Source organism: Methanoregula sp. (genome assembly GCF_003170075.1).
Classification (GTDB): Archaea; Halobacteriota; Methanomicrobia; order Methanomicrobiales; family Methanospirillaceae; genus Methanoregula.
Window position 1 is genome coordinate 1 of the sequence record NZ_PMZU01000009.1, and the last position, 24947, is coordinate 24947.

A 24947-nucleotide genomic window follows, 5' to 3' on the forward strand; every position below is an offset into this window, starting at 1 on the left:
TGAATAAGGTACTTGGTAGTATCCGGTGAATACACGTAAACGCACCCCCATGTATCATGCGATGGATGAATTGCCTGATCATAGGTATAAAATATATATAACGTGTGGAATTACTTAAAGTGTAGGTTCGTGCTCAGGCCTTTTTTCACACGGTTCAAAAAAACAGTGCCCGTTTAACCATGTACTGTTAATAATCTGACGGGATCTCCCGGATTATTCTTTTTCTCTACCCGCACAGATCTGCCCGGCAAGCTGCGCTCTGGTGACACCGGCGATCCGTACCTTCTTCTGAGACGAGGTGAGCCCGGACACAATAGAAACTGCGGAGGCCGGCACCCCGATCGTGGTGCTGATAAGCCCGATCACCGCTTTGTTTGCCTTCCCGTCAACCGCAGGAGCCGTGACCCGGCAGCCAATTGCCTTTCTCCATTCGTTGTAGCCCGCAGGAAAGAGTGCTGATTTTGCACCGGGAGAGACCTCGATGACAATCAGTGTACCGTTACGGTCATCGAAAAGTGCATCTGTCATCGTTGACATGGAGCATCCTCACGAGAAAGGAAATGTCGCCCGGCTTAAACACACACGGATCACCAGTGGCTGCTGCCGTCCTTCACCGGTGGATAAAACCCTCGGCCGGGCGATGCCTGTCGCGCACCCGGGTTGTCCCATGGATCACGTCCAGACACTTGTCAATCGATCACCCGGGGACCTATGGGTGCGCTATATCGGCACCCTCTTTCATCTGTTCTCCGGGTTCTTTATCGTTTCGTGGCCAAAACCCCATCCGAAGCCCACCGTGTCCTTTGCACAGTCAGGTACAACTTGCCCGGCAAAAATCCGCTCACGTATCCGTGGGAGTGTAGCCCCGGCCGGCAAACCAGACCGGCTCTCTGCGACAGAACTCTCCATGATCATATACCACGGTCCCGCCCCGGATCACGGTCCGGGGAAAGACCGCCCGGTGCCCTTCAAATGGTGTCCAGCCGCACCTGCTATGCAGAAGTTCCGGCTCCACAGTCACCGCAGCATGAGGGTACAGTGCAAAATCTGCCCGGTCACCGGGTGCAAAACCTGCCGGTGGAATGCCGATGAGCGCGGCAGGTGCGGTTGCGGTCTTCCGGATCAGGTCAGGCAGGGTGATCCGCCGGTCGAGCACCTCAGCCATGAGAAGGGGCACCATAGTTTCCACGCCCGGGACCCCGGAAGGTGCCTTTTCGAAGGGGTGCGATTTTTCAGCCTTCGTGTGGGGGGCGTGATCTGAGGCAATCATATCAATCCGGTTCCAGTGTGCCCAGAGGTCCTTTCGCTCCCTCTCGCTCCTGACCGGGGGGTTAACCTTGAACCGCGTGTCGGCGGCCCCGGTTTTTTCCCGGGAGAGGAAGAGGTGATGAGGTGTCACTTCTACAGTTCCCCGTGCGGCATCGATCGCTGTGGCCGTGCTCATGTGGCAGAAATGGATCCGGCAGCCGCCCGGATTACTGGCCTGCACCGCGATCACTGCCTCCCGCTCGCGTTCAGGTGAGCGCAGGGCATCGTGGGTGGCAAGATCAATATCCTGTCCCGGAGCAACGCCTTCTGCATGGATCGTGGCCAGTCCTCCGAGAGCCCGGATACGACCAAGCGCACGGGAGAGTTCCAGGGTGCCCAGTGCCTCGCCGTAGCTTGAAGGTGCAAAAAAGGTCTCGCCAAAAGCCATCGCCCCTGCCGCCCACATCGCCTCAAACGGGGTATCCGGGGTGACTCCGCTGTTTATTGCAAAACTGCAGAACGAGTGTGCCTGTGCCTCGCGGACCCGGGCCAAAAACGCTTCTGGTGTCGTCAGCGGCGGGACCGTGTTTGGCTGGTCGACGACAACGGTCACCCCCCCGGCAAGGGCGCTCATGCTTCCGGTTGTCCAGTCCTCCTTTGCCGACTGGCTCCCGCCCCGCATGTGGACATGGACATCGACAGCCGCCGGCAGGACAAAAAGGCCTGTGCAGTCGATCACCCGGTCGGCTGCTGTCCCGGCGCCGGTGTGAACGACCCGGCCATCCCGGATCGTAATATCCGCTCTGCGGCCTTTGGGAAGCTGGACGTTTGCGAGCACGAGAGCGGGACGGCGTTCCATGCAGATATGATCGGCACCGGACCATATAGTCGTGCTGTTTTTCACAGGAAACCGTCAGGACGCTCTCGGGGAATACAATGTTTTTTCTGTTGCGTCCCGGAATAGTATGATATCGTGCCGGAGAAGCCGGGCCTGTCTTATACCGGCACTCCTGCGGTGGATCCGGCACCACGGGGGAGATCATGGATAAGATCATTAAAATCACGCTGGGGCTCTTCATCCTTATTCTGGTACTTTTTGTTGCCGTTGTCTCGTATACGTCATATATCGATACAACATACAGGAACTCGCTCACCGGCACCTATGCATACAGCTGCACCATTACGACCGATACCGTCCTTTCAAACGTCACGCTTTTTTTGCCGGTGCCTGCAGACCTGAACGGGAACTCACCGGTGGTTGCACAGATCAGCGGCAAGCATGTCTCCGGGGTTCCCGGCGACTGGACGGTCACACTGTATGATACCGGCAAGGCAACGCTCCTGAAAGTCTCTGCCCCGACAATCGGGCAGCCTGCCGTCAACGGGAGCGCACGGACGACCGCCATCACACTTGTCGTGAACGCATCGTCGCATACGCTGATCGACACGCGCTCGCCCGTTGAGAATGCGGCCGTGTTCCGCCCGGTTCAGGGAATCCATACGGTGGCATGTCCTGCCAGCGATACAAAAACCGGAGGTAATCCGGAGTGCTTTGAGTATCTCACCAGTACCTATGCCAATTATACAGCCGCACCTTCGGCAAGTGTAAGCATCAGCGCCAGTCTGGAGGCGACAAATTCCTGGACGATCTTTACACCGGAGTCCAATGCATATGAAAACCGGATCACCGTGCTGACGATGCATGGGGAAAATCATGGGTGGTTGACCACTCTCGGCTGGATCGAGTCCGGTATCGGTGCGTACGATGCACCAACGACAAGCTCATAATTTTTTACCTGCATTTTAAAAACGACATCATTACCGGGATATTCCGGTCTCCCATATCTGAACATATTCTGCACATTCCCATGGAAAACCGACCTGACCCGATAACCAGTGGAAAATGCCGTGACGCAATCTATCCTGGCTGCACAGTCGATATAATCCTCAAGGCCGACCAGCGGAGCGGAAAACTCACACGGGGAATCGTGCAGGAGATCCTGACAAATTCCTCGTTTCACCCGCACGGCATCAAGGTCCGGCTCAGGGACGGGTGTGTGGGACGGGTTGCAGGGATTATCGGTCAGGATTCTCTTGGAACTCCCAAACGCTGAATACCACCATATCTAAAAAAGCATTACCGGTTTTATTTCCAGTCCCGGGTGATGATGGTACACCCCTCTTCTTTCCGTTGCGCGATCTGTTCTTTAAGGGTTGCGAGCATATCAGGGGTGATCAGATCTCCGGTCATCACATACAGCGACTTCTTTTTGGTTTCAGGATCGGTTTCATAGGTCACGATGAAATCTTCGTGATTGGCCAGAGCGGAAACTACCATCTCCGGAAGGGTGTCGGTCAGGGATTTCTTTGTTCGTAATCTGTGTTTTTTCACCAGAGTCATACAGGAGTGTATCCTGCTATGAGCCAATAAGGACTTTCCCGGTTGGGCGCCAACCCGGGGCCGGACACAGGATGTACATACAAGAAAACAGGACTTATGCGAGGGATGGGAGTCGAACCCATGAATCCCTGCGGAACTGGATCTTAAGTCCAGCCGAGTTGGCCACTTTCGTACCCTCGCGCTCTATAGTATTTCGTCTGTACGATAAAAAGAATCGTGACCGGGGGAGTGCCGGTCGGCAGAAGCCCATGGCACGATACTCCGTCCAGAATATGCATTTTTCCCGCGGATTCTCACCGGTTCCCCAGTACTCCTGAACCCTGCCTCCACCCGGATCTGGTGCTACCTCATTGCCACGCATTATATGCATATCCGGTACCATACACTATCCGGCGAGTGCATAACCTTGTTTCAGTCTACAGGCTGGGTCGAGCTTAACGGTAACAGGCTCTCCATGGCTGATGTTGAGAAGATCGTACAGGCAGATCCGGAAAAGATCCGCACCTTCGGTGGCGAGTTTGCACTCTCGTTTGATACCTGCCATGCACGCGACCATTTCGGCATTATCCCGGGCCCGGGTCCGAAAGGTACGCTTGTCTGCAACGGGCAGGTGCGGTTTTCGATCGATCCCGATCCTGCACCCTGCACACTGGACGAAGCGATTGTAACGGCAGTCCGCCTCAGGAGCGATGAGGGCGTGACTGCGTTCTCGGGAGGGGTGGATTCAAGCCTCGTTGCCGCACTCGCGCAGCGGGAATGCGTGGCAGTCGGCCGTGAAGGATCTCACGATCTTGCACAGGCCCGGCATGCAGCAGAGCTGCTTGGTCTTTCCTGCACCGAAGTGGAGATAACCACAGATGAGATTGCAGACGCGCTCCCCGAGGTTATTTCCGCGATCCCGAAAAAAGACCCGGTCAACACCAGCATCGCAGTCACCCAGTACTTCATCGCCCGGTGGGCGGGGACGCACGGGTACCGGCGCATCATCACCGGACAGGGAGCTGATGAACTCTTCGGCGGCTACGCCCGGTACCTCTCCTCTCCCACGCTCGAAGAGGATCTCGCCCGTGATGTTCTTGGGCTTGAGGCACAGGCAGAACGGGACCAGGCAGTTGCCGCCCTTCACGGCACGTACCTCTCCATGCCTTACCTTGATATCCGGGTTGTGCGCGCTGCACGCGCGATCCCGGCTCATGAGAAGGTGCACGACGGGCAGCGGAAGATCCCGCTCCGGGAGGTTGCAGAGCGCCATATCCCGCCAGAACTGGCAGGATATGGCAAAAAGGCCATGCAGTACGGGAGCGGGGTCTGGGGAGTATTGAAGAAGCTTGCCCGTAAAAATGGTTATAAAACGTCCGTGCAAGATTACATAGACCACATCGGACGGGTGGAACATGGTCACTGAAAAAGACGTGGAACATATCGGTGAACTTGCCGATATCGGCATCGATACCTCCGAACTGGCCATTTTTACCGGCCAGTTCAACGCCATTGTGGAATATTTTGACGTGCTTGACCGGGTGCATGGCGATGACGCGGTCGCCCGGGATCTCTATAACGTGATGCGGGAAGACGTGGTCGAACCCTCCCTTTCGCAGGATGAAGCGACACGAAATGCCGGTGCACAGGAAGACGGTTTTATCAAGGCACCCCGGGTGATGTAGTGGCCGTGCACACGATCAACTTCGAGCCCGACGACCGGTACAACGCCTTCTTAAAAGTCTGCGCAAAGCCTTCCCACAGCGAGGGAAAACTTGCTGGGATCGCGGTTGCGGTCAAGGACAATATCTCGACACAGGGGATCGAGACCACCTGCGCCTCGAAGATCCTCAAAGGATACGTCCCGCCGTACGATGCGCACGCGGTCGGCCTCATAAAGAACGCCGGTGCCGCAATCGCCGGCAAGACAAACATGGACGAGTTCGGGATGGGGACGAGTACCGAGAACTCGGCGTTCGGCCCCACGCTCAACCCCTGCGACACGGGCCGTGTGCCCGGCGGATCCTCCGGGGGCAGCGCGGCGGCGGTAGCGGCAGGCATGGTACGGATGGCCCTTGGTACCGATACCGGCGGCTCGATCCGGTGTCCTGCCGCATTCAGCGGGATCGTGGGGTTCAAGCCCACGTACGGCCGGGTCTCCCGGTATGGCCTGATCGCGTACGCGAACTCGCTGGAAACGATCGGGCCGATGGCAACAAATGTTTCTGATGTCTCGCTCCTCATGTCGGTGATCTCCGGCAATGACCGGAAGGATACCACCTCGTATGACAAGCCCTACGCCCACACCCCGTCCGCTGACATAAAGGGGCTCCGGATCGGTATTCCCGAGGAATATTTCGGAAAAGGTGTCGACCCCGATGTTGGAACCGTCGTACGGCGTGCAATCGCCCGGCTCGAAGAACTCGGTGCCGTCACCGTCCCGTGCAGTATTCCTTCGATGGAATACGCCCTTGCCGCCTACTACGTAATCTGCACGAGCGAGGCCAGTTCCAACCTCGCACGGTTCGATGGCGTGCGGTACGGCCCTGCCGCAGACACCAAAAAATCGTGGCATGCGGCATACCAGGACGTGCGAAAGCAGGGGTTCGGCCCCGAGGTCAGGCGCCGGATCATGCTCGGGACGTTTGCCCTCTCATCGGGCTACTACGGCAAGTACTACGCAAAGGCGCAGGTCGCCCGGGAGAATGTAAGAAAGGACTTCACCCGGCTCTTCTCCGATGTGGATGTGCTCTGCGGCCCGACGATGCCCACGATTGCGTTTAAATTCGGTGAGAAAAGCGACCCGCTCTCCATGTATCTCTCCGATATTCTCACGGTGCCGGTCAACCTTGCCGGTATCCCGGCGATCTCAGTTCCCTGCGGGAAGGTGCAGGGTATGCCGGTCGGTCTCCAGGTCATGGGCAGGCCGTTTGAGGACGAGCGCGTCATCGATGTTGCGTATGCCTACGAGCAGGCGGTGAAGCCATGATCGACGCCGATGTCGTTGTAGGTCTCGAAGTCCACTGCCAGCTCGACACAAAGAGCAAGCTCTTCTGCGGCTGTTCGACCGATTACCGGAATGACGGCCCTAACACCCACGTCTGCCCGGTCTGCCTCGGTCTTCCCGGCACGATGCCAGTACTCAACAGGAGGGCAATCGAGTACGCAATGCGGGTAGCAAAAGCCCTCAACTGTACGGTTATTCCCGAGTCCGAGTTTTCGCGGAAGAACTACTTTTATCCCGACCTCGACAAGGCCTACCAGGTCACGCAGTACGACAAGCCGCTTGCCCTGGGGGGATATGTGGGGATCGAGGGGGACGACGGGAAGGAGCGGAGGATCCAGCTCACCCGCATCCACGTCGAGGAAGACCCGGGCCGGCTCGTGCATATGGGTAACGCCGAACGCGGCCGGTACTCTCTCGTGGACTACAACCGTGCGGGCATCCCGCTTATCGAAATTGTATCAGAACCGGAGATGCGCTCGCCAAAAGAGGCGCGCAAGTTCTTAAACAAACTGCGGGCCACGCTCGAATACCTCGGCGTTTTTGATCCCGAAAAAGAAGGCTCGCTCCGTGTCGATGCAAACATCTCGCTCCGGGGCAGCGAGCGGGTCGAGATCAAAAACATCACCTCATACAAAGGGGTTGAGAGGGCGCTTACGTTCGAGGTGACCCGGCAGAAGAACCAGCTCCGGCGCGGCCTTAAAGTCGATCGCGAGACCCGGCACTACCTTGAGGCCCGGGGGATCACCCAGTCGGCACGGTCAAAGGAACAGGAGAACGACTATCGGTACTTCCCGGAGCCGGATCTCCGCCCGCTCCGCGTCCAGTCCTGGGTAAAAGACGTCAAGCTCCCCGAGCTCCCCGATGCCCGGCGCGAGCGCTTCGTGCAGCAGTACGGGTGTTCCTTAAACCACGCCCGCACCCTCACCGGCGAACTTAAGATGGCAAACTTTTTTGAGGCTGTCGTTGCAGGGGACGGGAACGGGCTCTGTAAACTCGCGGCAACCTGGATTGCCGATACACTTGCCGGCGAACTCAACTACCGAAGCATGGGTATTGATGCGCTGGACGCAAAAAGGTTCACCGGCCTGCTGGTGCTCTTAAAAGCAGGGACGATCACCGACAAGAGCGGTATCGAGGTCATGCGGGTAATGCTCGATGAGCGACTCAAGGGTGAGACGGTCGAGACACCTGAAGCGATTGTTTCCCGCTTAAACCTTGCAAAAACCACGGGCGACGATGCGGCGCTTCTGGGTGCCGTCCACGATGTCATCACAGAGAACCCGAAAGCCGTCGAAGATTACAAGGCCGGAAAGAACGGGGCCTTGAACTTCCTTGTCGGCCAGACCATGAAAAAGACGAGGGGCCGCGCCGATCCGGGCGAGCTCAACCGGCTGATGGTTGAGGCCCTTAAGAGTGCGGAGCAGTGACCTGACGTGCACCTGATCGTTGCAGAAAAGAACATCTCGGCCCGCAGGATCGCCCAGATCCTTGCCGGGGGACAAAAAGTCGTCGAGAAGAAGGATGCCGGGGTCTCGACCTACAGTTTCGGCGACACGACAACCGTGGGGCTACGCGGCCACGTTGTCGAAGTCGACTTCGAGCCCGGCTACGAGAACTGGCGCAGTGAAAAGTACACCCCCCGCAGCCTGATCGATGCAAAGACCATCAAGGTGCCAACCGAGAAAAGGATCGTCGCGCTCCTCCAGAAACTGGCCCGTCACGCAGAGCGTGTCACCATTGCAACCGATTTTGATACCGAGGGGGAGCTAATCGGAAAAGAGGCGTACGAACTGATCCGGGCCGTCAACCGGAACGTGAAGGTCGACCGGGCCCGGTTCTCTGCGATCACCCCGCAGGAAATAAAAAGCGCGTTTGCGAATACGACCGATCTTGACTTCGCGCTTGCCTCAGCAGGCGAGGCACGGCAGTCCATCGACCTGATGTGGGGCGCGTCGCTGACCCGGTTCATCTCGCTTGCCGCACGCCGGGGGGGAAATAACATCCTCTCGGTCGGCCGGGTGCAGAGTCCCACGCTCTCCATGATCGTCGACCGGGAAAAGGAGATCGAGAAATTTGTCCCGGAGAAGTACTGGCAGCTCGGCCTTATGACCGAGAAGGCCGGGGAGCAGATCGAGGCCCGGCACACGAACGGCCGGTTCAAGGACCAGAAAACCGCAGAACTCGCCCGCGACCGGACAAAAGAACCGCTGGTCGTGACTGAGATCAGGGAAGGGACCAAGCAGGACCGGTCCCCCTCGCCATTCGATACGACAACCTATATCGTTGCCGCCGCCCGGCTCGGTTTTTCCGCGGCAAATGCAATGCGGATCGCCGAAGAATTATACATGAACGGGTACATCTCATACCCGAGGACCGATAACACGGTCTATCCGGCATCACTTGACTTAAACGGCGTGCTTGCGACTATCCGGAATTCACCATTTAAAAAAGATGTGGAGTGGACGATCGCCCACCGGCGCCCGGAGCCGACCCGGGGCAAGAAGTCCACCACCGACCACCCGCCAATCCACCCGACCGGGGTTGCCACCCGGGATGGGATCGGGGACGATGCATTCCGGATCTACGAACTCGTGCTCCGCCGGTTCCTTGCGACCCTGGCTCCGGACGCGCTCTGGCAGACCTTAAAAGTTAATTTCGATGCCGGCGGCGAGCCCTACACCACGACCGGAGGGTATCTGATCGAACCGGGCTGGCATGAGGTCTACCCCTTCTCCGAGGCAAAGGAGACGATCCTCCCGGCGTTTGCTGCAGGTGAGAAACTGCCGATCCGCAAGGTTTCCCTCGATGAAAAGGAGACGATGCCCCCGGCCCGGTACACGCAGAGCAAGCTTATCCAGAGAATGGAGGAACTCAGTCTCGGGACAAAGAGCACGCGGCACGAGGTGATTGCGAAACTCGTCTCCCGCAAGTATGTGGAAGGAAACCCGCTGCGCCCGACCCTTGTGGGCCGTGTCGTGACCGAAGCGCTCGAACACCATGCCGATGCGATCACCAAACCCGACATGACCCAGACGATCGAGTCGCACATGCAGCAGATAAAGGAGAGCAAGAGCACCAGCGACGACGTCGTAAAAGAGTCCCGCAGCATGCTGCACGCGGCATTCGACCAGCTCGAGGCAAACGAACAGGTGATAGGGGACGACATCCGGAACCGGACCGCAGAAGAGCTCAACCTCGGCAAATGCCCGGTCTGCGGCGGGACGCTCGCGATCAAGCACCTGCGGGGCTCGACCCAGTTCATCGGGTGCTCCCGGTACCCCGAGTGCACGTTCAACATCGGCCTCCCGGTCACCATGTGGGGCTGGGCAGTACGCACCGATGACATCTGCGAGAAGCACCACCTCCATTTCGTACGCCTCGTGAGAAAAGGCGCCCGTCCCTGGGATATCGGGTGTCCGCTCTGCCATCACATCAGTTCCAATACAGAATCACTCACCGAGATCCCCTCTATGAATGAGGCTCTCCTGGAAAAAGCCCGGTCCCGGCACATCTACACCGTTGCCGAGATCGCCCGCAGCGAGCCTGAACGCCTTTCTAAAACCCTTGAACTGGCACCGGAGGCAGCGCAGAAACTTAAAACCGAGGCAGAAGGCGTGCTCGAAAAACTGCGCCGGCGCTCCGAGTGCCGCAAGTTCATGCGAAACCACTTGATCCCAAGAAAAGGGCGCAGTTATTCAAAGATCATGACGGCCTTGAAAGAGTCCGGGGTGTCAGATCTTGCCGACCTCGCAAAGGCAGACCCGGGCACCCTCCAGAAAGCCGGTATCGGCGAGAACGAGGCACACGACCTCCTGACCGAAGCCCGGATCACCTACAACGGGCAGCTCTTAAAGGTGATGGGCATTCCAGCGGTAAGCCTCAAGAAGTACATCGCGGCAGGGATTATCAGCCCGGATGAATTTGTTTCAACCACGCCTGAAAACCTGAGCAAGAAGACCGGCATGAGTACCGGTACCGTGAACCGGCACGTGGCGCTTGTCTGCGAATACCTGCACCGGCCCGTGCCCGTAAAGGTCCCCCGTGTTCGGAGTGAGAAAGGGCGAAAGGAACTGCTTTCGGTGAAGGGCCTGACCGAGACCGTGGCAGAGAAATTTGCCGGTGCCGGGGTCATCAACGGGGACAACCTGCTCGCTGCGGATATACAGCAGCTCAGTGCCACCACCGGGATTGACGCAGACAAGATCCGGACTTACCAGACCCTCTTACAAAAGAAACGCGAAAACGCGATCATCAGGATCTGATCTCCTTTTTTTGTGAACTCATAATGTCCCGCGGCGGGGACATAGCACCGTTTTATTGAGATAAACAACACATGTACTTCTGATACTGACATGAAGTGGAAAGACTGGGTGCATGTGACCAAACTCGACCCTGACAAGCAGCTCAAAGCCGGTGACATCGATGCGATCGCCACGAGCGGGACCGACGCACTGATGCTCTCGGGCACGCTGAACGTGACCAAAGAGAACCTGCTTTCCCTCCAGAAGCAGCTCGCCGCGTACGACCTGCCGCTCGTGATGGAACCCGCCGGTCCCGAGGCAGTGCTCCTCGATGGGATCGATTATGTCTTTGTGCCCAGCGTGATGAACACGACCGACGTGCAGTGGATCGTCGGGAAGCACCGTTACTGGGTGCAGCAGCAGAACGGCCGTATCCCGTGGGATGCAGTCGTTCCCGAGGCATACATCGTACTCAACCCCAACTCATCGGTGGGCCGGGTTACAAAGGCGATCTGTGACCTCAAACCTTCCGAGGTGGCGGCGTATACCTCCGTCGCGGACCACTACTTCCATTTCCCGATCGTCTATATCGAATACTCCGGGACGTACGGCGATCCCGCGGTCGTGAAAGCGGCCTCCGAAGCGCTTGACCAGTCGATCCTGTACTATGGCGGCGGGATCAATTCGGCTGAGAAAGCCGCTCTTATGGGGAAATACGCGGATACGATCGTGGTCGGGAACGCAGTCTATGACCAGGGCGCCGCCGTCCTCAAGGCAACCGTGGACGCGGTCCAGTAACCTTTTTTTATGCCTGAAATTGACATCGTGCTCGTGGCCCCTCTCTATGAGGGAAATGTGGGGTTTGCCGCCCGGGCGATGAAAAATTTCGGGTTTACCCGGATGGTGCTCATCGATCCCTGTAAACTCGGGAACGAGGCGAAAGCCCGCGCCTCCCATGCGCAGGATGTCCTGGAGAATGCGGAGGTCTGCACTATCGAGGATGTGTTTGCCCGGAGCAGTATCGTGGTCGCGACGACCGGGCAGGTTAGTAAATCAGTTTGCACCCCGATGAGGATGCCCTTCTATTCCCCCCATGAACTCCGGGAGCGGATCGGCACTGCGGAGGGGAGGGTCTCGATCCTCTTCGGGCGCGAGAACTGGGGGCTCAATAACGACGAGGTGAAGAAGAGCGACATAATCTGCACAATCCCGACTGCGGACGATTACCCGATCATGAACCTCTCCCATGCGGTCGGTATTGTCTGCTACGAGCTCACGAACCTCCCGAGCAAGGAGTACCGGCTCGCCTCGCCCTACGAGATGGGATACCTGTACCGGCATATCGACCGGTTCCTTGATGAGGTGCACCACCCGGCGTTCAAGCGCGAGAATACGATGATCATGATCCGCCGCATTCTCGGGCGGGCCGGCCTTACGACCCGGGAGGCAAGCACCGTGCACGGCCTCCTGCGCCGGACCGAGTGGCACATCGATCCCGATGCGCTCGACAGGGAAAAAGAGGCCCAGCGGCGGCACAAGAACCAGCACGCTGAGGGGGAGGCCGACCGGGTTCCGAATACAGGTAAGGAATAGATCACTTTTTTTTGTTGCCTACCGGGTTTCTCCTGTGACCGGCACAGATAGTGATATAATTACCGTAAAAATATGATAATTTCAGGCTGGCGACGTTTTCCGGTGTAACAAAAAAAGTTACCAGATGATTTGCTTCTCGCTGACATTCCGGTACAAAGCGTCACCGGGCTGGATCTCCGGGAATGCGTCGTAGAATTCCGGAATATTGAACAGGGCGCCGTCCACCCGGTATCTGGCCGTGGTATGGGGATCAGTATATACCTGGTTGCGTAACGCCTCCTCCCGGTAATTTGCCCGCCACATTTGTGCAGCCACGAAGAAGAACTGCCGGTCCGCAGTATAATTGGATACTTCGTAACCTGATGACTGGTTTTCTGTATCCTTCCATGCATGATAGGCAGGCGTCAGGCCACCCTCTCCAGGTATCACGAGAATAAGAAATAATGTAATTCTCTCAGGGATGCCCGGAACCAACCAGGTGTCGGGGGCAATGAGGGTATATACATTAAGAACCCATTTTATACGAATAATCGTTCCGGACTGGAGATGAAGCAATGCGACTTCTTCTGATACATTCAGATTACATCGAATACGAAGCAAAAAAGAAAACAAAGATGGCCGAGGAGGGAGGCGTCCTCGCGGATCGCGAAGAAGACGCGCTCACCGTATTCTCTGCGGTAGAGTCCGTTGACCAGGAAGATATTGAAGGCGTGATCGCCCAGGCCATTGATGAAATAAAGAAGACTGCGGGCCAGGTTCATACGGAAAAGATCGTCATCTACCCGTATGCACACCTCTCAAGCGATCTCGCACCCGCCAATGTCGCGGTGCCGGCCTTAAACGCGATAAAAGATGGCCTTACCGCAGAAGGGTTTGCCGTCAAACGTGCGCCGTTTGGCTGGTACAAGTCTTTCAAAATCTCGTGCAAGGGCCACCCGCTCTCCGAGCTCTCAAAGACGATTGTGCCCGGCGGCGAAGAAGGAGAAGCCATCTCTATAAAGAAGGGCAAGAAAGAGGTCACCCACGACTGGTTTGTCCTCACTCCTGACGGGAAGTCCCACGACTACCACGAATATCTCGACAACACGCCGTTTGGCTGCCTCGTGAAAAAGGAGCTCGGTGTCGCAGAGCCGACCGGCGGCGAACCGGCCCATGTCGGCCTGATGCGCGCTAAGGAGCTCGTCGATTACGAACCGGCAAGCGATGTCGGCTGCCTGCGCTGGATGCCCAAGGGCAAGCTCGTCCGCGATCTGCTGGCCGATTACGTCCTTACCATCCTGCTCCCCTACGGTGCGACCCCGGTCGAGACCCCGGTGATGTACGACCTTGGCGACAAGGCAATCTGCGAGCACGCGGCCAAATTCGGCGAGCGGCAGTACCGGTTCAAGAGCAACAACCGGGACATGATGCTCAGATTTGCTGCATGCTTTGGCATGTTCTCGATCATGCGGGACATGCACATCTCGAAAAACACCCTCCCCTTAAAGATGTACGAGCTCTCCACCTACTCCTTCCGGCACGAACAGAAAGGTGAAGTGATCGGGTTAAAGCGCCTGCGCTGTTTTACGATGCCCGACATGCACACGCTCTGTACTGATATGCCCGAGGCAATGAAGTGCTTCGAGGAGCAGCTTGCCATCGGCTGGCAGACCGGCCGGGACTTTGAAACAAAACTCGTCGCTGCATTCCGGTGCACAAAGAAGTTCTACGATGAGAACGAGGCATGGGTCAAAAAGATCGTGAAAGAATCTGACTGCCCGATGCTTCTCGAGATCCTCTCCGAGCGTATCCACTACTGGGAAGCCAAGATCGACCTTGCGGCGATCGACGGCCAGAACCGCCCGATCGAGAACCCGACCGTCCAGATCGATGTCGAGAGTTCGACCCGCTTTGATATCAAATACTTCAAGGATGACGGAACCCCGGTTCACCCGCCCATCCTTCACTGCTCCCCAACCGGAAGTGTCGAGCGCGTGATCTGTGCGATCCTCGAAAACATCTCGACCCAGAAAGTCCCGGCCCTGCCGACCTGGCTCTCACCGACACAGGTGCGTGTCGTACCGGTTGCCGAGCGCCACACCGCGTATGCACAGGAAGTCTGCGACGCCCTTAATGCACAGAGCATCCGCTGCGACATCGATGACCGCGAGGAAAGTGTCGGAAAGAAAGTCCGTGAAGCCGGAATGGACTGGGTTCCGTACGTGATCGTGGTCGGCGATGACGAAGTCGCATCGAAGAAGCTGACCGTGACCGTCCGGAAGAAATCGCAGCCCAACAAGCCATTCAAGGAGCAGATGACCGTGGATTCCCTTGCTGCTGCCGTAAAGAAAGAGATTGCTGAGAAGCCGTTCTGTCCACTCTATACCCCGCGCAAACTCTCCTTAAAAGCGCGGTATATCTAAACCTTTTTTCTTTCTTTTTTTCGGAATGTCTGTTTTGAGGTTACCGACCGTTTGAACGGATATCAGGATAAGGTCAGGATCAGAGGGATCGTATCGGTCCCCCCGCAATCACGGAAATAAAGACATAAATTATCAGTATCATGGAAAACCGGGGCTCTCTTTGCGCCGGGGCGCACTCCTTCATGAAAAGAGTGCCCATGACTACTCCGCCGGTGCAATTCTCCACTTCCCCGGAGGAATGACTCCCTCGAACCGCGAGCCCACCCCGGGTATCCCGGTCTCTTTTATAGTAATGCCAGTGATGGCAAGAATGTCCCGGACCAAAAGCAGGCCAAGGCCGGATGACGTTGTGGGACCGGGCGAGGTGGTAAGACCGCGTTCGAAGATCAATTTCTTCTTGTCCTGCGGAATTCCTATCCCGTCGTCCTCAGAGATAAGCATGCACCCGGTCTTTACAGGTTCGCGGTGTATCCGCGGTATGACGGGCATGTACCCCGGCGAGTTGTCGCAGAGGTTGTACAGCACTTTGGCAAACATCGGGTCGGCAAAAATGGCAAAACCCGGCGCCGGCCCGGCATCGTGGCGTACCTGGAAAAAACCCTGATAAACACGCGCAGGTAATTATTCACAAAAAAGGTCGCCATGTTCCCGGTGTCCGGGAAAATTATGCAAGAAATTGTTGGAGGGTGGTTTTGAGTTCGTCGAAGGTGACCGGTTTCTGGAGAATTCCCAGTTTCGGGTCATGAAGTTCTGCCATTCTCTCGGCACCAACGGGTGAGGCGGTAAAGAGGATCACGGGGATCTCCCGCTGGTTGTATTCCGTTCGCAGCCTGTCCAGGAACTCCCAACCTGAAAGGGGCGACATCATGATGTCAAGGAGGATCAGGGCCGGCGGCTCTATTCTGACATAGGTTAGGGCGTCGAGTCCGTTAGGGATCAGTACAGGATCGTATCCCAGTTTTTTCAGCAGGATATCCATAAGGTCGAGGATAGGCTGATCGTCCTCGACTACCACAATCTTAGGTTTCATGGCGATCACCTTGATCTAGTCGTTTTTTTGGTATATGGATGGTAAACGTACTCCCGATATTCAAGATACTGTCCACGCTGATGTACCCCCCGTGAATCTGGACATACTTCTTTCCAATTGCAAGCGACAGCCCGGGCTCCCCGGTGCTGTGCCCGAGGGAACCGGCGCTCCCGTCGTTTTCGGGTTTGAAAATCTTATCGAGCTGGGCCTCGGTGATACCTATCCCGTTGTCCTGTATTGCAAGCCGGTGAAACGGGAGGGCAGACGAGCCCCGGTACGTGATCCAGATCTTCTTTGGCGGTTTGGAATAGGTCACGCCGTTTGCGACCAGCGCATTGATAACATAGGAGAGTTTCTGGCGGTCGGCCTCAAAGGTGAGGTTAGGTGGGATATCAATTACAATCTCTGCCTTGATGGCATACCCCCCGCTCGCGATGACGGCATTGACCATCCCCAGCACGGAAAAAACAGAATAGTCAAGACTGATTACCTCCCCCTCCACCACCGAGACTTCGAGCATCTGGTTGATAATCTGGCGCTCCTGGTCGACACTTTTTGTGCACCGGTCGAGGATCTGCCGGGTCTCGTCAGTTACTCCGAAAGAGTGTGGATCATGAAGAAGCAGGTTGAGGTACCCCATGATCGGCTGGAGCGGCGTCCTGAGCTCGTGGGCAACGGCACGCATCATTTCGCGCCGCCGTTCTTTGGTCTGCTCAACCTGCTCGCGGTATTCTTCCCATTCGGTGTTGTCGATAATGTTGATGAGCCCGGCCGGCTTGTTGTTCCGGGTGATAGGAGTAAAGTAGAGAACCGCCCGCCGGATCTCACCGCTCTTTGTGGCAAACCGGAACTCCGCCCGGTCCGGTACCGGCGTTGCTGCGTTCCAGCGGCCGGCAAAAGTCATGAACCTTTCCCTGTCCTGATCAAGAACACTGTCGGCAAGGTCCCTGCCTGTGCATTCGGCCGGTTCGTACCCGGAGAAGGAGGAGAATGCCGGGTTGGCAAATTGGATTCTCGTGTGTTCTGTGATCACCATGCCGGTGGGAGAGTTCTCGGTCACCTGCCGGTACTGGGTTAAGCTGTCGGCAGCTACCTGCCGGGCGAGTTTCTCGGCATTGATATCGATGACCGCACAGCTGACCACGGTGTCGTCGATCCGGCTCCAGGAGAGGTTGACCCAGTGAGGCTCCTTTGTTTTTGTGGCAAAGCAGGTCTCGAAATTCCTGATGTCCTCCCCTGATCCCACGCGCTCAAAGAACTGGCGCTGAAAGTCGCGGGAGAAGAAGAGATCCGAAAAGGTCATCTGTCCGAGCTCTTCGGTTGTATGTCCGAGCATCTCTGCAACCTGCTGGTTGGCAAGCTGGATCGTAAAACTATTCTTGTCAAAAAGGATGACTCCCATAAGCGAGTTCTCAAAGATGCTGCGGTAACGGGCTTCTGAGATCCGGATCTTGTTGGTGAAGTACGCGACTGCGAGCGCGACGCAGATAAAGAGGACTGCTTGGCCGGTGGCCGACAGGAGGGCGAACATGTCCGGAAAGAGCGAGAAGTACACAAGACATTCATACACGATTCCGCACAGGCCGGCGAGAATGATCCCGCGTCGGGGATAGAAATAGGCCGCATACAGGATAGGGAAGTATAAGAGCTGGGAATAGAGTGTGCCAATATTCCGGGAGAGAGCGATCGCCGTAATCAGGATGGAGGAGAGCGTAAACGACGCAATAACTGTGAAGCGGACAATATCGGTGTGAGAGAACCGGTGTTCCCTGAGGGTGATCTGCCGCTCCATTACAAATGTCAATTAACGTTGGTAACGTATAAATCTGTCATTATTGTTCCTGCACATTGCATAGAATAAAATACGGGAGATCACCGTACAAGGGGCTGGAGCTTTTCAATCACCCGGTTGACCTGCGCGACCGAAGTGCCGATATAGGCATCAGGTGCGAGGAGGGTAACGAGATCATCCCGCGAACAGAACCGGATCACTTCCGGGTCTGCCCCGAGCACATCAACAAGCGACCGGCTTTCGGCAAGCGCCTGCATGCTTGCCATCCGCACGCGTTCGTGGGCGTCCTGCCGGTTCATGCCGCGCCGGGTGAGTTCGATCATCACGGATTCTGCCATATTGATCCCGTGGAGGAACGCGAGGTTGCGCCGGATCGCTGCACGGTTGATCACCAGCTTGTCGAGTACTGTCGTCATGAGCCGGAGACAGTGATCGGTAAGGATGGATGCTTCGGGAAAGATCACCCTTTCACAGGAAGAGTTGGTGAGGTCCCGTTCGTCCCAGAGAGTATTGTTGAGGAGCGCCGGCTCGACGGAGGAACGGATAATCCGCGCAAGGCCGCAGACCTGCTCGGATTTTATAGGATTCCTCTTGTGGGGCATCGTGGACGAGCCCACCTGTGTTGCGCCAAATGCCTCTTCCACCTCGCCAATCTCGGTGCGCTGGAGCGAACGGATCTCGACACCAATCTTGTCGAGCGTTGTTGCGACATTGGCAAGAAACATGAAGTATTCCGCGTACCGGTCCCGTGCGATCACCTGGTTTGAGACATCCACGGAAGAGAGATGGAGCTGCTGCATCATCGTCCTCTGAACATCCATCCCCTTTGGCCCGATCGCTGCCTGCGTCCCCACCGCGCCGGTCATCTGCCCGACGGTAACCCGGGGGCGCAGCTGTTCCAGCCGTTCGATATGCCTTCCTACCTCGCTTGCCCAGATGGCAAACCTGAGGCCGTACGTTGTCGGCACACCCTGCTGCCCGTGGGTCCTCCCGACGGCCACAAGGGTCGTTGTCTCCGTGGCCCTCTGAATCAGCACCCCAAGGAGTCTACGCAGTTTTGCATCGATAAGGTCCAGTGCCTGCGCCAGCTGGAGGCCGGTCGCCGTGTCGAGGATATCGTTTGAGGTGGCACCGTAGTGCACCCACCGCCCGGACTCACCGCAGACCTCGGAGATCGCTTTCACGATTGCCATCATGTCGTGGCTGATCTCTGCTTCGATCTCCTTTGCACGGGCAAGGGATGCCTTCTGCGCGTTCTGTGCGATCTCCCCGGCCGCAGCCTCGGGGATCAGGCCATGTGCTGCCTCTGCCTGCGCCAGCGCGACTTCCGCGGCAACAACACAGGAGAACCGGTTCTCCTCGCTCCAGACTGCTCGCATTTCCGGTGTGCCGTACCGGTACTCGATGGGGTGGACTGCCATACGAACAGATGGGTTGTGCGGGAATATTAGCATTGAGCCTGTTCACGTGCAAAATCATGCGTGTCCTATCCGACGCCCATAAAACCCTCCAGCGCCAATCATATGCCAGCAATGGACAGTTTCGATCCCTTCTTCCCGTACGCGGAATACCGCCCCCACCAGCGCGAGATGCTCGCATTTGCCGCAGAGGTTGCCCGTGAGGGCGGGATTGGCATGATCGATGCGCCGACCGGAAGCGGGAAATCGAGTGTGGTCGCGTCCCTTCTTGCCGAACGCAAAAACCGGAAAATTGTAATCGCCGTCCGCACAGTCAGCCAGCTCACCACCTTTATACGGGAACTTGCGCTTGTCAAAAAGAAGCAGCCAACGTTAAAGACCGTGTATCTCGTCGGGAAAAAGAGCATGTGTCCTCTGGGTGGAGAAGGGGACGTGTACCGGCGCTGCGAGGGGGTCAAGACCTTCTCGTCCGCACTCATGCGCGAACGGGCGGAGAAAGGGGCCCTTGTCCCGATAAAAGATCCGTTCATTGTCCAGCAGATACGGAGGATGGACCGCGAGCACCCGATCATCTGCCCGTATTTTATCGCGAGCCGGATGTTCGTGCCCGGGGACACCGGCGGCCTCAAAATGGTACCTTCGATGACGGTGCGCTCGAAATCAGAGCGGGTGCTCACCGATCCTGTCCGGCCGCAGGAACTGGCCGGTTTTGCCGGTGATATCTGCCCGTACGAGCTGATGATGCACGCGGCAAAGAATGCTGATGTGATCATCTTAAATTATTACCACCTTTTCGACCGCGAGATCCGGGAGCAGCTCTACGCGAACCTCAATGTCGAGTCCCAGGATATAATGCTCCTGATTGACGAGGCCCACAACTGCGGGGATACTATCCAGTCGATCGAGAGTGTCGGACTCGCGGAAAAGGATCTTGAACAGGCAATCCGCGAGCTCTCGGGCATGAAACGCCACCACAAGGGAGCAGAGGCCGTTCAGCACGTCCTTCCACGGCTCACCGAGTTTATCCGGGGCCTCGCCAACTCGACAGAACCCGAGGACTGGTTCGATCCCGGAATCTTTGACCGTATGGTCGTCCGCGGCTCGCTCTGGAAGGACATGGACGATATTGTCGATGAACTCATGGGTCTTGCCGAGACGATCCGGGACAGGAACCAGAAGGCCGGGGAGTTCCGCGAGACGGCGATCGAGCGTCTGACCGTTTTTCTGTACCGGCTCTCGCAGTCCTCTAATAACCCTGCATACCTTACGGTTTACAAAAAGACCGAGGAGGGGATCATCCTTGAGGTGCGAAACATCGACCCGTCCGCCCCGCTCACCGAGATCTGCTCCGCGCATGCCTGCTGCATCATGATCTCGGGCACGCTCTCACCGGTCGAAAGTTACCGGCGCCTCTATTTCAACAATGCAAAGGTGTCCACCCTTGCGCTGCCCAATTCGTTCCCAAAGGAGAACCGGCTCATTTGTTGCGCAATCGATATCACCACTGCTTATTCCCTCCGGCAGAACAAGGAGAACACGGACCGGATCGTGCGGTATATCACCGCATTTGCGGCGCTCAAAAAGAACCGGGCGATCTACTTTCCCAGTTACCAGATCCTCGAATCCTACGCTTCGCTTGCTGCCGGGACAATCAGCCGGCGCAAGATCTACATCGAGCCCCGCGATACTGCAGGGGCCGGCGCTGCGCTCAACGAGTTTCTCTCGCTTCCCTCGCAGGGCGAATCCGGTATTATGTTTGCGGTGTGCGGCGGCAAATGGAGCGAAGGACTGGACTACCGGGGCGAGATGCTCTCCGGGGCGATGGTGATCGGTCTCCCGCTTGCCCCCTTTAACCGGGTACGAAAGATGGTCATCGAGTACTTCCGGCACAAGTACGGCGAGGAGGGGGAGTTCCTCTGCTACACGCTGCCGGCGATAAACCGGGCGCTCCAGGCGATTGGGCGTGTGCTGCGCACCCCGGAGGATCGCGGGGTGCTGGTGCTCGGCGAGCGCAGGTTCCTTGAAAAACGCGTGAAATCGGCGCTACCTGTCTGGATACAGGAAGAGATGATCGAGTGCGACAGCGCACAGTTCCGCGAGGTGATCGCGAAATGGAAGTGACCGGGGGATCGTGCCGGCTCGGACTCTGGCATGTCCATGTCTGGTGGAGCGGGCATACGATTCATCGGGTTCGTTTCGCGTCCACGGGTATCCCCGGCCCGGTCCCGGCGCCGATCCTGAAATACTGCGCCGGCCAAGCTGTGGATCTGACGGGGCTCGCGACCATCGCCTGCGAAGGAGATGCTATCTCCGCCCGGATCTACCGGGCCGTCCGGGAGGTGCCGTATGGCAGCACCGCAACGTACGGGCAGATCGCAGCACTGGTGGGCACCTCGCCGCTTGCGGTGGGGCGTGCGATGGCACATAACCCGACACCGCTTGTCGTGCCCTGTCACCGGATCGTGGCAGCGAAGGGTATCGGCGGTTTCTCTCCGGCACTCGAGATCAAGGAACTGCTTCTCGCGCTGGAACAGAAAGGCAAAAAACGGGCGGAGCAGTGAACAGGCTGTGCGATCATCTGCCGGAATCTTTCGGTATCTCTAATTGCCATCCGAAAAAATACTCTAATGGTTCCGGAGTACCCTGATGCGATCTGCGATAATACTTGCGGGGGGCGAGGCACGACGGGCAAACGGCCAGGAAAAATATTTCTTTACCTACGAGGGAAAGACGTTCATCGAACGGCTGGTCGGATCGCTCTCGGGTGTTGTGGATGAGATCGTTATTGTCGCCCGCGACCCGGTGCAGTGCACCCGTTTCCGGGAGATCGGCGGCATTACCTGCATTAACGACATCCGGCAGGGTCTCGGTCCTATCGGTGGGCTTCATGCCGGTTCCCTTGCTGTTAAGGGGGAACTTGTCTTTGTATCGGCCTGCGATATGCCCTGCATCGATGCCGCAGTGGTCTCATACCTCTTCGAGGCCATTGGCCAGCACGAAGCTGCCATCCCGCAGTGGAATGAGTGGATGCTTGAACCCCTCCATGCGGTTTACCGGCGGACAGCCCTCCTAGCTTATCTCGAAAGTCACACCTCTCTCTCGCTGCGTGCCATGATCCAGTCAATGGACACCCGGTACATCCCGGTTGATGAACTGCGGGCGTTCGATCCGGATCTCAGAACGTTCACGAATATCAACAAGCTCGAAGAACTGGAGCATATCAATCGCTCTTCATCAGAAGAGCCCGGGCAACCAATCCCGTAAGTGCCCCGCAGGAACCGGGTGATCTCCTGCCAAATCTCCCGTTCATTTCCCGAATCCCTTCCTCTAACATTATATGTATTAAGATCCACAGTAGAGTAACGAACGTGTAGTGGCAGGTGCGTCTTGTCCCTGTCACTTGGGAGCATGCAAGTACATGGGACTGATCTCATGCGATAAGAGGGAAATGCTACGGTTCTTTATTGTGGCCATAGCATCGATCAGTGCGATCCTCGGCACCATCTTCTCCCTCACCCATGGTATCTCGTCAGTCTTCCAGTTCCTCTATATCCTCCCCATCATCTGTGTCATCTATTTCTATCCAAGGCGTGCCGTCCTCTTCGCGCTTGCCATCAGTATTATCTATATCTGTCTTGTGTACGTGCTCGGAGCGTTCGATCCCATCCTTGTTGCCATCTCCACCGCATGGTTTGCCATTTTTATCACCCTTGCTGTGGTAACGTCTTCCTACGCGAACGGGCTCCTGGAAGAAAAAGCGCGGATCCGGTATATCATAGAGAATACCCGGGATGGTATCTTCTGTTTTGACCCCGGCACCCAGCGTATTCTGGGGGTCAACCAGAAATGTGCTCAGTGGCTTTTGTATTCCCGGGAAGATCTGGATGGCGGACCGGTCAGTACCGTGTGGACGGATGCGGATGCCCAACAGCGGTTCAGGGAAGAGGTAAAGGTAAGAAAAACTGGCGTGATGTTCGAATCCCTTTTCCGGCAGAAAAGTGGTGGCACACTGCGCTGCATCATTTCCCCCCTCTACGTGACAAAGGATACAGTGCTCTGCTCGGTCGCCAACGTTGCGGATGCAAAGGTTGCTGATGAGGAGATCCGCCAGACGCTCGAAGATCTTGAACGGCAGGTGCGGGAACGCACCGTGTATCTCGAACAGGTAAATGATGAACTGCGGGCCGAGATTATAGAGCGTCGCAGTCTTGAACGTACCCTCCTGTCCGGAGAAGTCAGGGCAATTCCGGGTTCAAAGGGGGAGAACTAACCATGATCATTGACATCTCTCCGGCAAAAAAGCAGCAGATATACTGGACGGCTACGATTCTCATTGCGATCATCATCACCTTATTATCGACGATCTACTCCCTCTCCCACGGCATATACGAAGTTTTCCCGTTCTTCTATATCCTCCCCATAATCTGTGTGGTCTATTTCTACCCGAACCGGGGGGTGCTCTTCTCCCTTGGGATCAGCACGGTGTACATCCTGCTCGTTTACTTTTACAGCGGTTTTGGCCCGAATGCCGTGGCGATCTCGACCGCGTGGTTTGTGGTGTTCATTACCATTGGGGTTGTCACTTCCTCGTTTGCCATGGGACTGCGCGAGGAAGAGCGGAAATACCGGGGTATCTTTGAGAATTCACAGGCCGGTATCTTCACATTCGATCTGGACAGCAAGAAGATCACCGAGATCAACAGGAAATGTGCGCAGATGATCAGGTATGAAAGTGAGGAACTGACCGGTGCGGATCTGTCGTGCATCATAGCCGATGCAGAAAACCGTGACCGGTTTGTCCGGCAGATTCGGGAAGGCAGGGAGACCGGAGACATTGAATTGCTCTTTACCACCCGCGACAAAACGATACGCCAGTTCCTGGTCTCTGCATCGGTAATCCTTGAGAATGTCGTGATCTGCTCTGCGATCGATATTACTTCCCGCAAAATGGCAGAACAGGTGATCGAGAGGGCACGGGACGACCTTGAGCGCCGGGTGAACGAACGGACCCGGGAACTTCTACACGCAAATGAGGAACTCACGGCCGAGATCGAGGAACGCAAACGTTTCGAGGCAGCGATACATCTGGCCAACAAGAAACTCAATGTGCTCACCAGTCTCACCAACCACGACATCCTCAATCAGATTACCGCAGTGGTGATGTACCTCGCGCTCATCCGGGAAGCGGAGACCGACCCGGCCGTCATCGAGTATCTCGGAAAAATCGAGGAAGTCACCCAAATGATCCAGAAGCAGATTCAGTTCACGCGTGATTTCCAGGACATCGGGGAGACCCGGCCCCGCTGGCACAACATCGGCGCGACGATCACAGGGGAAATTGTCGGGATCGATCTCAAAGATGTGGCGCTTGACCTGTGTGTTGACGATCTTGAGATCTTTGCAGATGCAGGCCTTCCGAAGGTATTTGCTAACCTGATTAAAAATGCGCTTATCCACGGGGAGCTCGTAACTGTGATCCGGTTCTTTTATAATGAAACCGAAAACGATCTCGTACTCTCATGCGAAGACAATGGGGTCGGTATCCCCGAGGGTGCAAAGGAGCGGATATTCCAGCGTGAATATTCCCGCAATACCGAATATGGGCTGTTTTTGATCGTGGAGATCCTTGGTATTACCGGACTTTCCATCAAGGAGACCGGCACGCAAGGGAGTGGGGCAAGGTTTGACATTCATGTCCCCAAAGGAAGTTACCGGTTTGCCCCCAAGACCGAGAGACCGGCCTCCTGACACTGATGCACCGGTACTATCCCTGATTGTTTATGCGAAAATCGCCACAGGACCCGGGAGTTCCCAAAAGAGGCCTGTTCTTTCCGTG

23 protein-coding genes and 1 tRNA gene are annotated in these 24947 nt (G+C 56.7%); 15 read left to right on the forward strand and 9 right to left on the reverse strand.

Going from position 1 to position 24947, the window contains the following annotated elements:
* Window positions 1-213: 213 nt before the first annotated feature.
* Both QZN75_RS00590 and pyrC read right to left on the reverse strand, forming a co-directional pair.
* Window positions 214-537: a DUF167 domain-containing protein gene (locus tag QZN75_RS00590; protein ID WP_292423376.1), complete on the reverse strand. Its 324-nt coding sequence runs from the start codon at window positions 535-537 to the stop codon at window positions 214-216.
* A 304-nt stretch (window positions 538-841) separates the two neighbouring features.
* Window positions 842-2107 (reverse strand): dihydroorotase, encoded by a 1266-nt coding sequence (gene pyrC / locus QZN75_RS00595; RefSeq protein ID WP_292423379.1) that lies wholly within the window; start codon window positions 2105-2107, stop codon window positions 842-844.
* 182 nt (window positions 2108-2289) lie between these two features.
* Between pyrC and QZN75_RS00600 the strand changes: the two genes are divergently transcribed.
* Both QZN75_RS00600 and QZN75_RS00605 read left to right on the forward strand, forming a co-directional pair.
* Window positions 2290-3036 carry a hypothetical protein gene (locus QZN75_RS00600; RefSeq protein ID WP_292423382.1) on the forward strand — a complete coding sequence of 249 codons (747 nt, stop codon included), beginning with the start codon at window positions 2290-2292 and terminating at the stop codon, window positions 3034-3036.
* 80 nt (window positions 3037-3116) lie between these two features.
* Entirely contained in the window at window positions 3117-3362 is a 246-nt protein-coding gene (locus QZN75_RS00605) for a YwbE family protein (protein WP_292423385.1), read from the forward strand.
* 32 nt (window positions 3363-3394) lie between these two features.
* On the opposite strand, the gene QZN75_RS00610 is transcribed toward QZN75_RS00605, so the two are convergent.
* Together QZN75_RS00610 and QZN75_RS00615 are read right to left on the reverse strand one after the other, a co-directional pair.
* Entirely contained in the window at window positions 3395-3649 is a 255-nt protein-coding gene (locus QZN75_RS00610; RefSeq protein ID WP_292423390.1) for a hypothetical protein, read from the reverse strand.
* A 97-nt stretch (window positions 3650-3746) separates the two neighbouring features.
* A tRNA-Leu gene (locus QZN75_RS00615) sits at window positions 3747-3829 on the reverse strand.
* A gap of 274 nt (window positions 3830-4103) precedes the next feature.
* Between QZN75_RS00615 and QZN75_RS00620 the strand changes: the two genes are divergently transcribed.
* The 7 genes from QZN75_RS00620 to QZN75_RS00650 all read left to right on the forward strand — a co-directional run bounded on the left by QZN75_RS00620 (window position 4104) and on the right by QZN75_RS00650 (window position 12469).
* A complete protein-coding gene (locus tag QZN75_RS00620; RefSeq protein WP_292423393.1) occupies window positions 4104-5054 on the forward strand; it encodes an asparagine synthase C-terminal domain-containing protein in 951 nt (316 codons plus the stop codon).
* Window positions 5044-5313 (forward strand): Asp-tRNA(Asn)/Glu-tRNA(Gln) amidotransferase subunit GatC, encoded by a 270-nt coding sequence (gene gatC / locus QZN75_RS00625; protein ID WP_292423396.1) that lies wholly within the window; start codon window positions 5044-5046, stop codon window positions 5311-5313. The genes QZN75_RS00620 and gatC overlap by 11 nt, the downstream gene beginning before the upstream one ends.
* Entirely contained in the window at window positions 5313-6617 is a 1305-nt protein-coding gene (gene gatA / locus QZN75_RS00630) for an Asp-tRNA(Asn)/Glu-tRNA(Gln) amidotransferase subunit GatA (protein ID WP_292423399.1), read from the forward strand. Before gatC ends, gatA begins: the two co-directional genes overlap by 1 nt.
* On the forward strand, window positions 6614-8062 hold the full coding sequence (gatB, locus tag QZN75_RS00635) for an Asp-tRNA(Asn)/Glu-tRNA(Gln) amidotransferase subunit GatB (protein WP_292423402.1): 1449 nt from the start codon (window positions 6614-6616) through the stop codon (window positions 8060-8062). Before gatA ends, gatB begins: the two co-directional genes overlap by 4 nt.
* Window positions 8063-8068: 6 nt before the next feature.
* Entirely contained in the window at window positions 8069-10897 is a 2829-nt protein-coding gene (locus tag QZN75_RS00640; RefSeq protein ID WP_292423405.1) for a DNA topoisomerase I, read from the forward strand.
* Between the two features lie 90 nt (window positions 10898-10987).
* Window positions 10988-11674, forward strand: coding sequence for a phosphoglycerol geranylgeranyltransferase (locus tag QZN75_RS00645; protein ID WP_292423406.1), 687 nt, complete (start codon window positions 10988-10990; stop codon window positions 11672-11674).
* A 9-nt stretch (window positions 11675-11683) separates the two neighbouring features.
* A complete protein-coding gene (locus QZN75_RS00650; protein WP_292423409.1) occupies window positions 11684-12469 on the forward strand; it encodes an RNA methyltransferase in 786 nt (261 codons plus the stop codon).
* Window positions 12470-12586: 117 nt separating this feature from the next.
* On the opposite strand, the gene QZN75_RS00655 is transcribed toward QZN75_RS00650, so the two are convergent.
* The gene (locus QZN75_RS00655) at window positions 12587-12898 is read right to left on the reverse strand and encodes a M13-type metalloendopeptidase (protein ID WP_292423412.1); all 312 of its coding nucleotides are present in this window, start codon (window positions 12896-12898) and stop codon (window positions 12587-12589) included.
* A 125-nt stretch (window positions 12899-13023) separates the two neighbouring features.
* Here QZN75_RS00655 and QZN75_RS00660 point away from each other — a divergent pair, with 125 nt between their 5' ends.
* Complete coding sequence (locus QZN75_RS00660; RefSeq protein WP_292423415.1) at window positions 13024-14871, forward strand: threonine--tRNA ligase; 1848 nt, start codon at window positions 13024-13026, stop codon at window positions 14869-14871.
* A gap of 201 nt (window positions 14872-15072) precedes the next feature.
* Here QZN75_RS00660 and QZN75_RS00665 read toward each other — a convergent pair whose 3' ends face one another.
* The 4 genes from QZN75_RS00665 to purB all read right to left on the reverse strand — a co-directional run bounded on the left by QZN75_RS00665 (window position 15073) and on the right by purB (window position 19114).
* Window positions 15073-15408 carry a HAMP domain-containing sensor histidine kinase gene (locus QZN75_RS00665; protein WP_292423419.1) on the reverse strand — a complete coding sequence of 112 codons (336 nt, stop codon included), beginning with the start codon at window positions 15406-15408 and terminating at the stop codon, window positions 15073-15075.
* Between the two features lie 127 nt (window positions 15409-15535).
* Window positions 15536-15901: a response regulator gene (locus QZN75_RS00670; protein WP_292423423.1), complete on the reverse strand. Its 366-nt coding sequence runs from the start codon at window positions 15899-15901 to the stop codon at window positions 15536-15538.
* Window positions 15891-17693: a PAS domain-containing sensor histidine kinase gene (locus QZN75_RS00675; RefSeq protein WP_292423426.1), complete on the reverse strand. Its 1803-nt coding sequence runs from the start codon at window positions 17691-17693 to the stop codon at window positions 15891-15893. Before QZN75_RS00675 ends, QZN75_RS00670 begins: the two co-directional genes overlap by 11 nt.
* 80 nt (window positions 17694-17773) lie before the next feature.
* The gene (gene purB, locus QZN75_RS00680; protein WP_292423431.1) at window positions 17774-19114 is read right to left on the reverse strand and encodes an adenylosuccinate lyase; all 1341 of its coding nucleotides are present in this window, start codon (window positions 19112-19114) and stop codon (window positions 17774-17776) included.
* Window positions 19115-19225: 111 nt separating this feature from the next.
* Between purB and QZN75_RS00685 the strand changes: the two genes are divergently transcribed.
* The 5 genes from QZN75_RS00685 to QZN75_RS00705 all read left to right on the forward strand — a co-directional run bounded on the left by QZN75_RS00685 (window position 19226) and on the right by QZN75_RS00705 (window position 24859).
* On the forward strand, window positions 19226-21232 hold the full coding sequence (locus tag QZN75_RS00685; RefSeq protein ID WP_292423434.1) for an ATP-dependent DNA helicase: 2007 nt from the start codon (window positions 19226-19228) through the stop codon (window positions 21230-21232).
* Window positions 21223-21672, forward strand: a complete 450-nt coding sequence (locus QZN75_RS00690; RefSeq protein ID WP_292423436.1) for an MGMT family protein — start codon at window positions 21223-21225, stop codon at window positions 21670-21672. Before QZN75_RS00685 ends, QZN75_RS00690 begins: the two co-directional genes overlap by 10 nt.
* A gap of 85 nt (window positions 21673-21757) precedes the next feature.
* Window positions 21758-22375 carry a molybdenum cofactor guanylyltransferase gene (locus QZN75_RS00695; protein WP_292423440.1) on the forward strand — a complete coding sequence of 206 codons (618 nt, stop codon included), beginning with the start codon at window positions 21758-21760 and terminating at the stop codon, window positions 22373-22375.
* 154 nt (window positions 22376-22529) lie between these two features.
* A complete protein-coding gene (locus tag QZN75_RS00700; RefSeq protein WP_292423442.1) occupies window positions 22530-23381 on the forward strand; it encodes a PAS domain-containing protein in 852 nt (283 codons plus the stop codon).
* A gap of 2 nt (window positions 23382-23383) precedes the next feature.
* The gene (locus QZN75_RS00705) at window positions 23384-24859 is read left to right on the forward strand and encodes a PAS domain S-box protein (RefSeq protein WP_292423445.1); all 1476 of its coding nucleotides are present in this window, start codon (window positions 23384-23386) and stop codon (window positions 24857-24859) included.
* Window positions 24860-24947 lie beyond the last annotated feature (88 nt).

Excerpts from the sequence above, each read along its gene's own strand:
- QZN75_RS00705 (WP_292423445.1), top strand. The coding sequence starts at position 23,384 with ATGATCATTGACATCTCTCCGGCAAAAAAGCAGCAGATATACTGGACG.
- QZN75_RS00590 (WP_292423376.1), bottom strand. The coding sequence starts at position 537 with ATGTCAACGATGACAGATGCACTTTTCGATGACCGTAACGGTACACTG.
- QZN75_RS00695 (WP_292423440.1), top strand. The coding sequence starts at position 21,758 with ATGCGATCTGCGATAATACTTGCGGGGGGCGAGGCACGACGGGCAAAC.
- QZN75_RS00690 (WP_292423436.1), top strand. The coding sequence starts at position 21,223 with ATGGAAGTGACCGGGGGATCGTGCCGGCTCGGACTCTGGCATGTCCAT.
- QZN75_RS00675 (WP_292423426.1), bottom strand. The coding sequence starts at position 17,693 with ATGGAGCGGCAGATCACCCTCAGGGAACACCGGTTCTCTCACACCGAT.
- gatB (WP_292423402.1), top strand. The coding sequence starts at position 6,614 with ATGATCGACGCCGATGTCGTTGTAGGTCTCGAAGTCCACTGCCAGCTC.
- QZN75_RS00665 (WP_292423419.1), bottom strand. The coding sequence starts at position 15,408 with ATGTTTGCCAAAGTGCTGTACAACCTCTGCGACAACTCGCCGGGGTAC.
- QZN75_RS00660 (WP_292423415.1), top strand. The coding sequence starts at position 13,024 with ATGCGACTTCTTCTGATACATTCAGATTACATCGAATACGAAGCAAAA.
- QZN75_RS00610 (WP_292423390.1), bottom strand. The coding sequence starts at position 3,649 with ATGACTCTGGTGAAAAAACACAGATTACGAACAAAGAAATCCCTGACC.
- QZN75_RS00685 (WP_292423434.1), top strand. The coding sequence starts at position 19,226 with ATGGACAGTTTCGATCCCTTCTTCCCGTACGCGGAATACCGCCCCCAC.
- pyrC (WP_292423379.1), bottom strand. The coding sequence starts at position 2,107 with ATGGAACGCCGTCCCGCTCTCGTGCTCGCAAACGTCCAGCTTCCCAAA.
- QZN75_RS00620 (WP_292423393.1), top strand. The coding sequence starts at position 4,104 with ATGGCTGATGTTGAGAAGATCGTACAGGCAGATCCGGAAAAGATCCGC.
- QZN75_RS00670 (WP_292423423.1), bottom strand. The coding sequence starts at position 15,901 with ATGAAACCTAAGATTGTGGTAGTCGAGGACGATCAGCCTATCCTCGAC.
- QZN75_RS00600 (WP_292423382.1), top strand. The coding sequence starts at position 2,290 with ATGGATAAGATCATTAAAATCACGCTGGGGCTCTTCATCCTTATTCTG.
- QZN75_RS00645 (WP_292423406.1), top strand. The coding sequence starts at position 10,988 with ATGAAGTGGAAAGACTGGGTGCATGTGACCAAACTCGACCCTGACAAG.
- QZN75_RS00650 (WP_292423409.1), top strand. The coding sequence starts at position 11,684 with ATGCCTGAAATTGACATCGTGCTCGTGGCCCCTCTCTATGAGGGAAAT.
- QZN75_RS00700 (WP_292423442.1), top strand. The coding sequence starts at position 22,530 with ATGGGACTGATCTCATGCGATAAGAGGGAAATGCTACGGTTCTTTATT.
- gatC (WP_292423396.1), top strand. The coding sequence starts at position 5,044 with ATGGTCACTGAAAAAGACGTGGAACATATCGGTGAACTTGCCGATATC.
- purB (WP_292423431.1), bottom strand. The coding sequence starts at position 19,114 with ATGGCAGTCCACCCCATCGAGTACCGGTACGGCACACCGGAAATGCGA.
- QZN75_RS00605 (WP_292423385.1), top strand. The coding sequence starts at position 3,117 with ATGGAAAACCGACCTGACCCGATAACCAGTGGAAAATGCCGTGACGCA.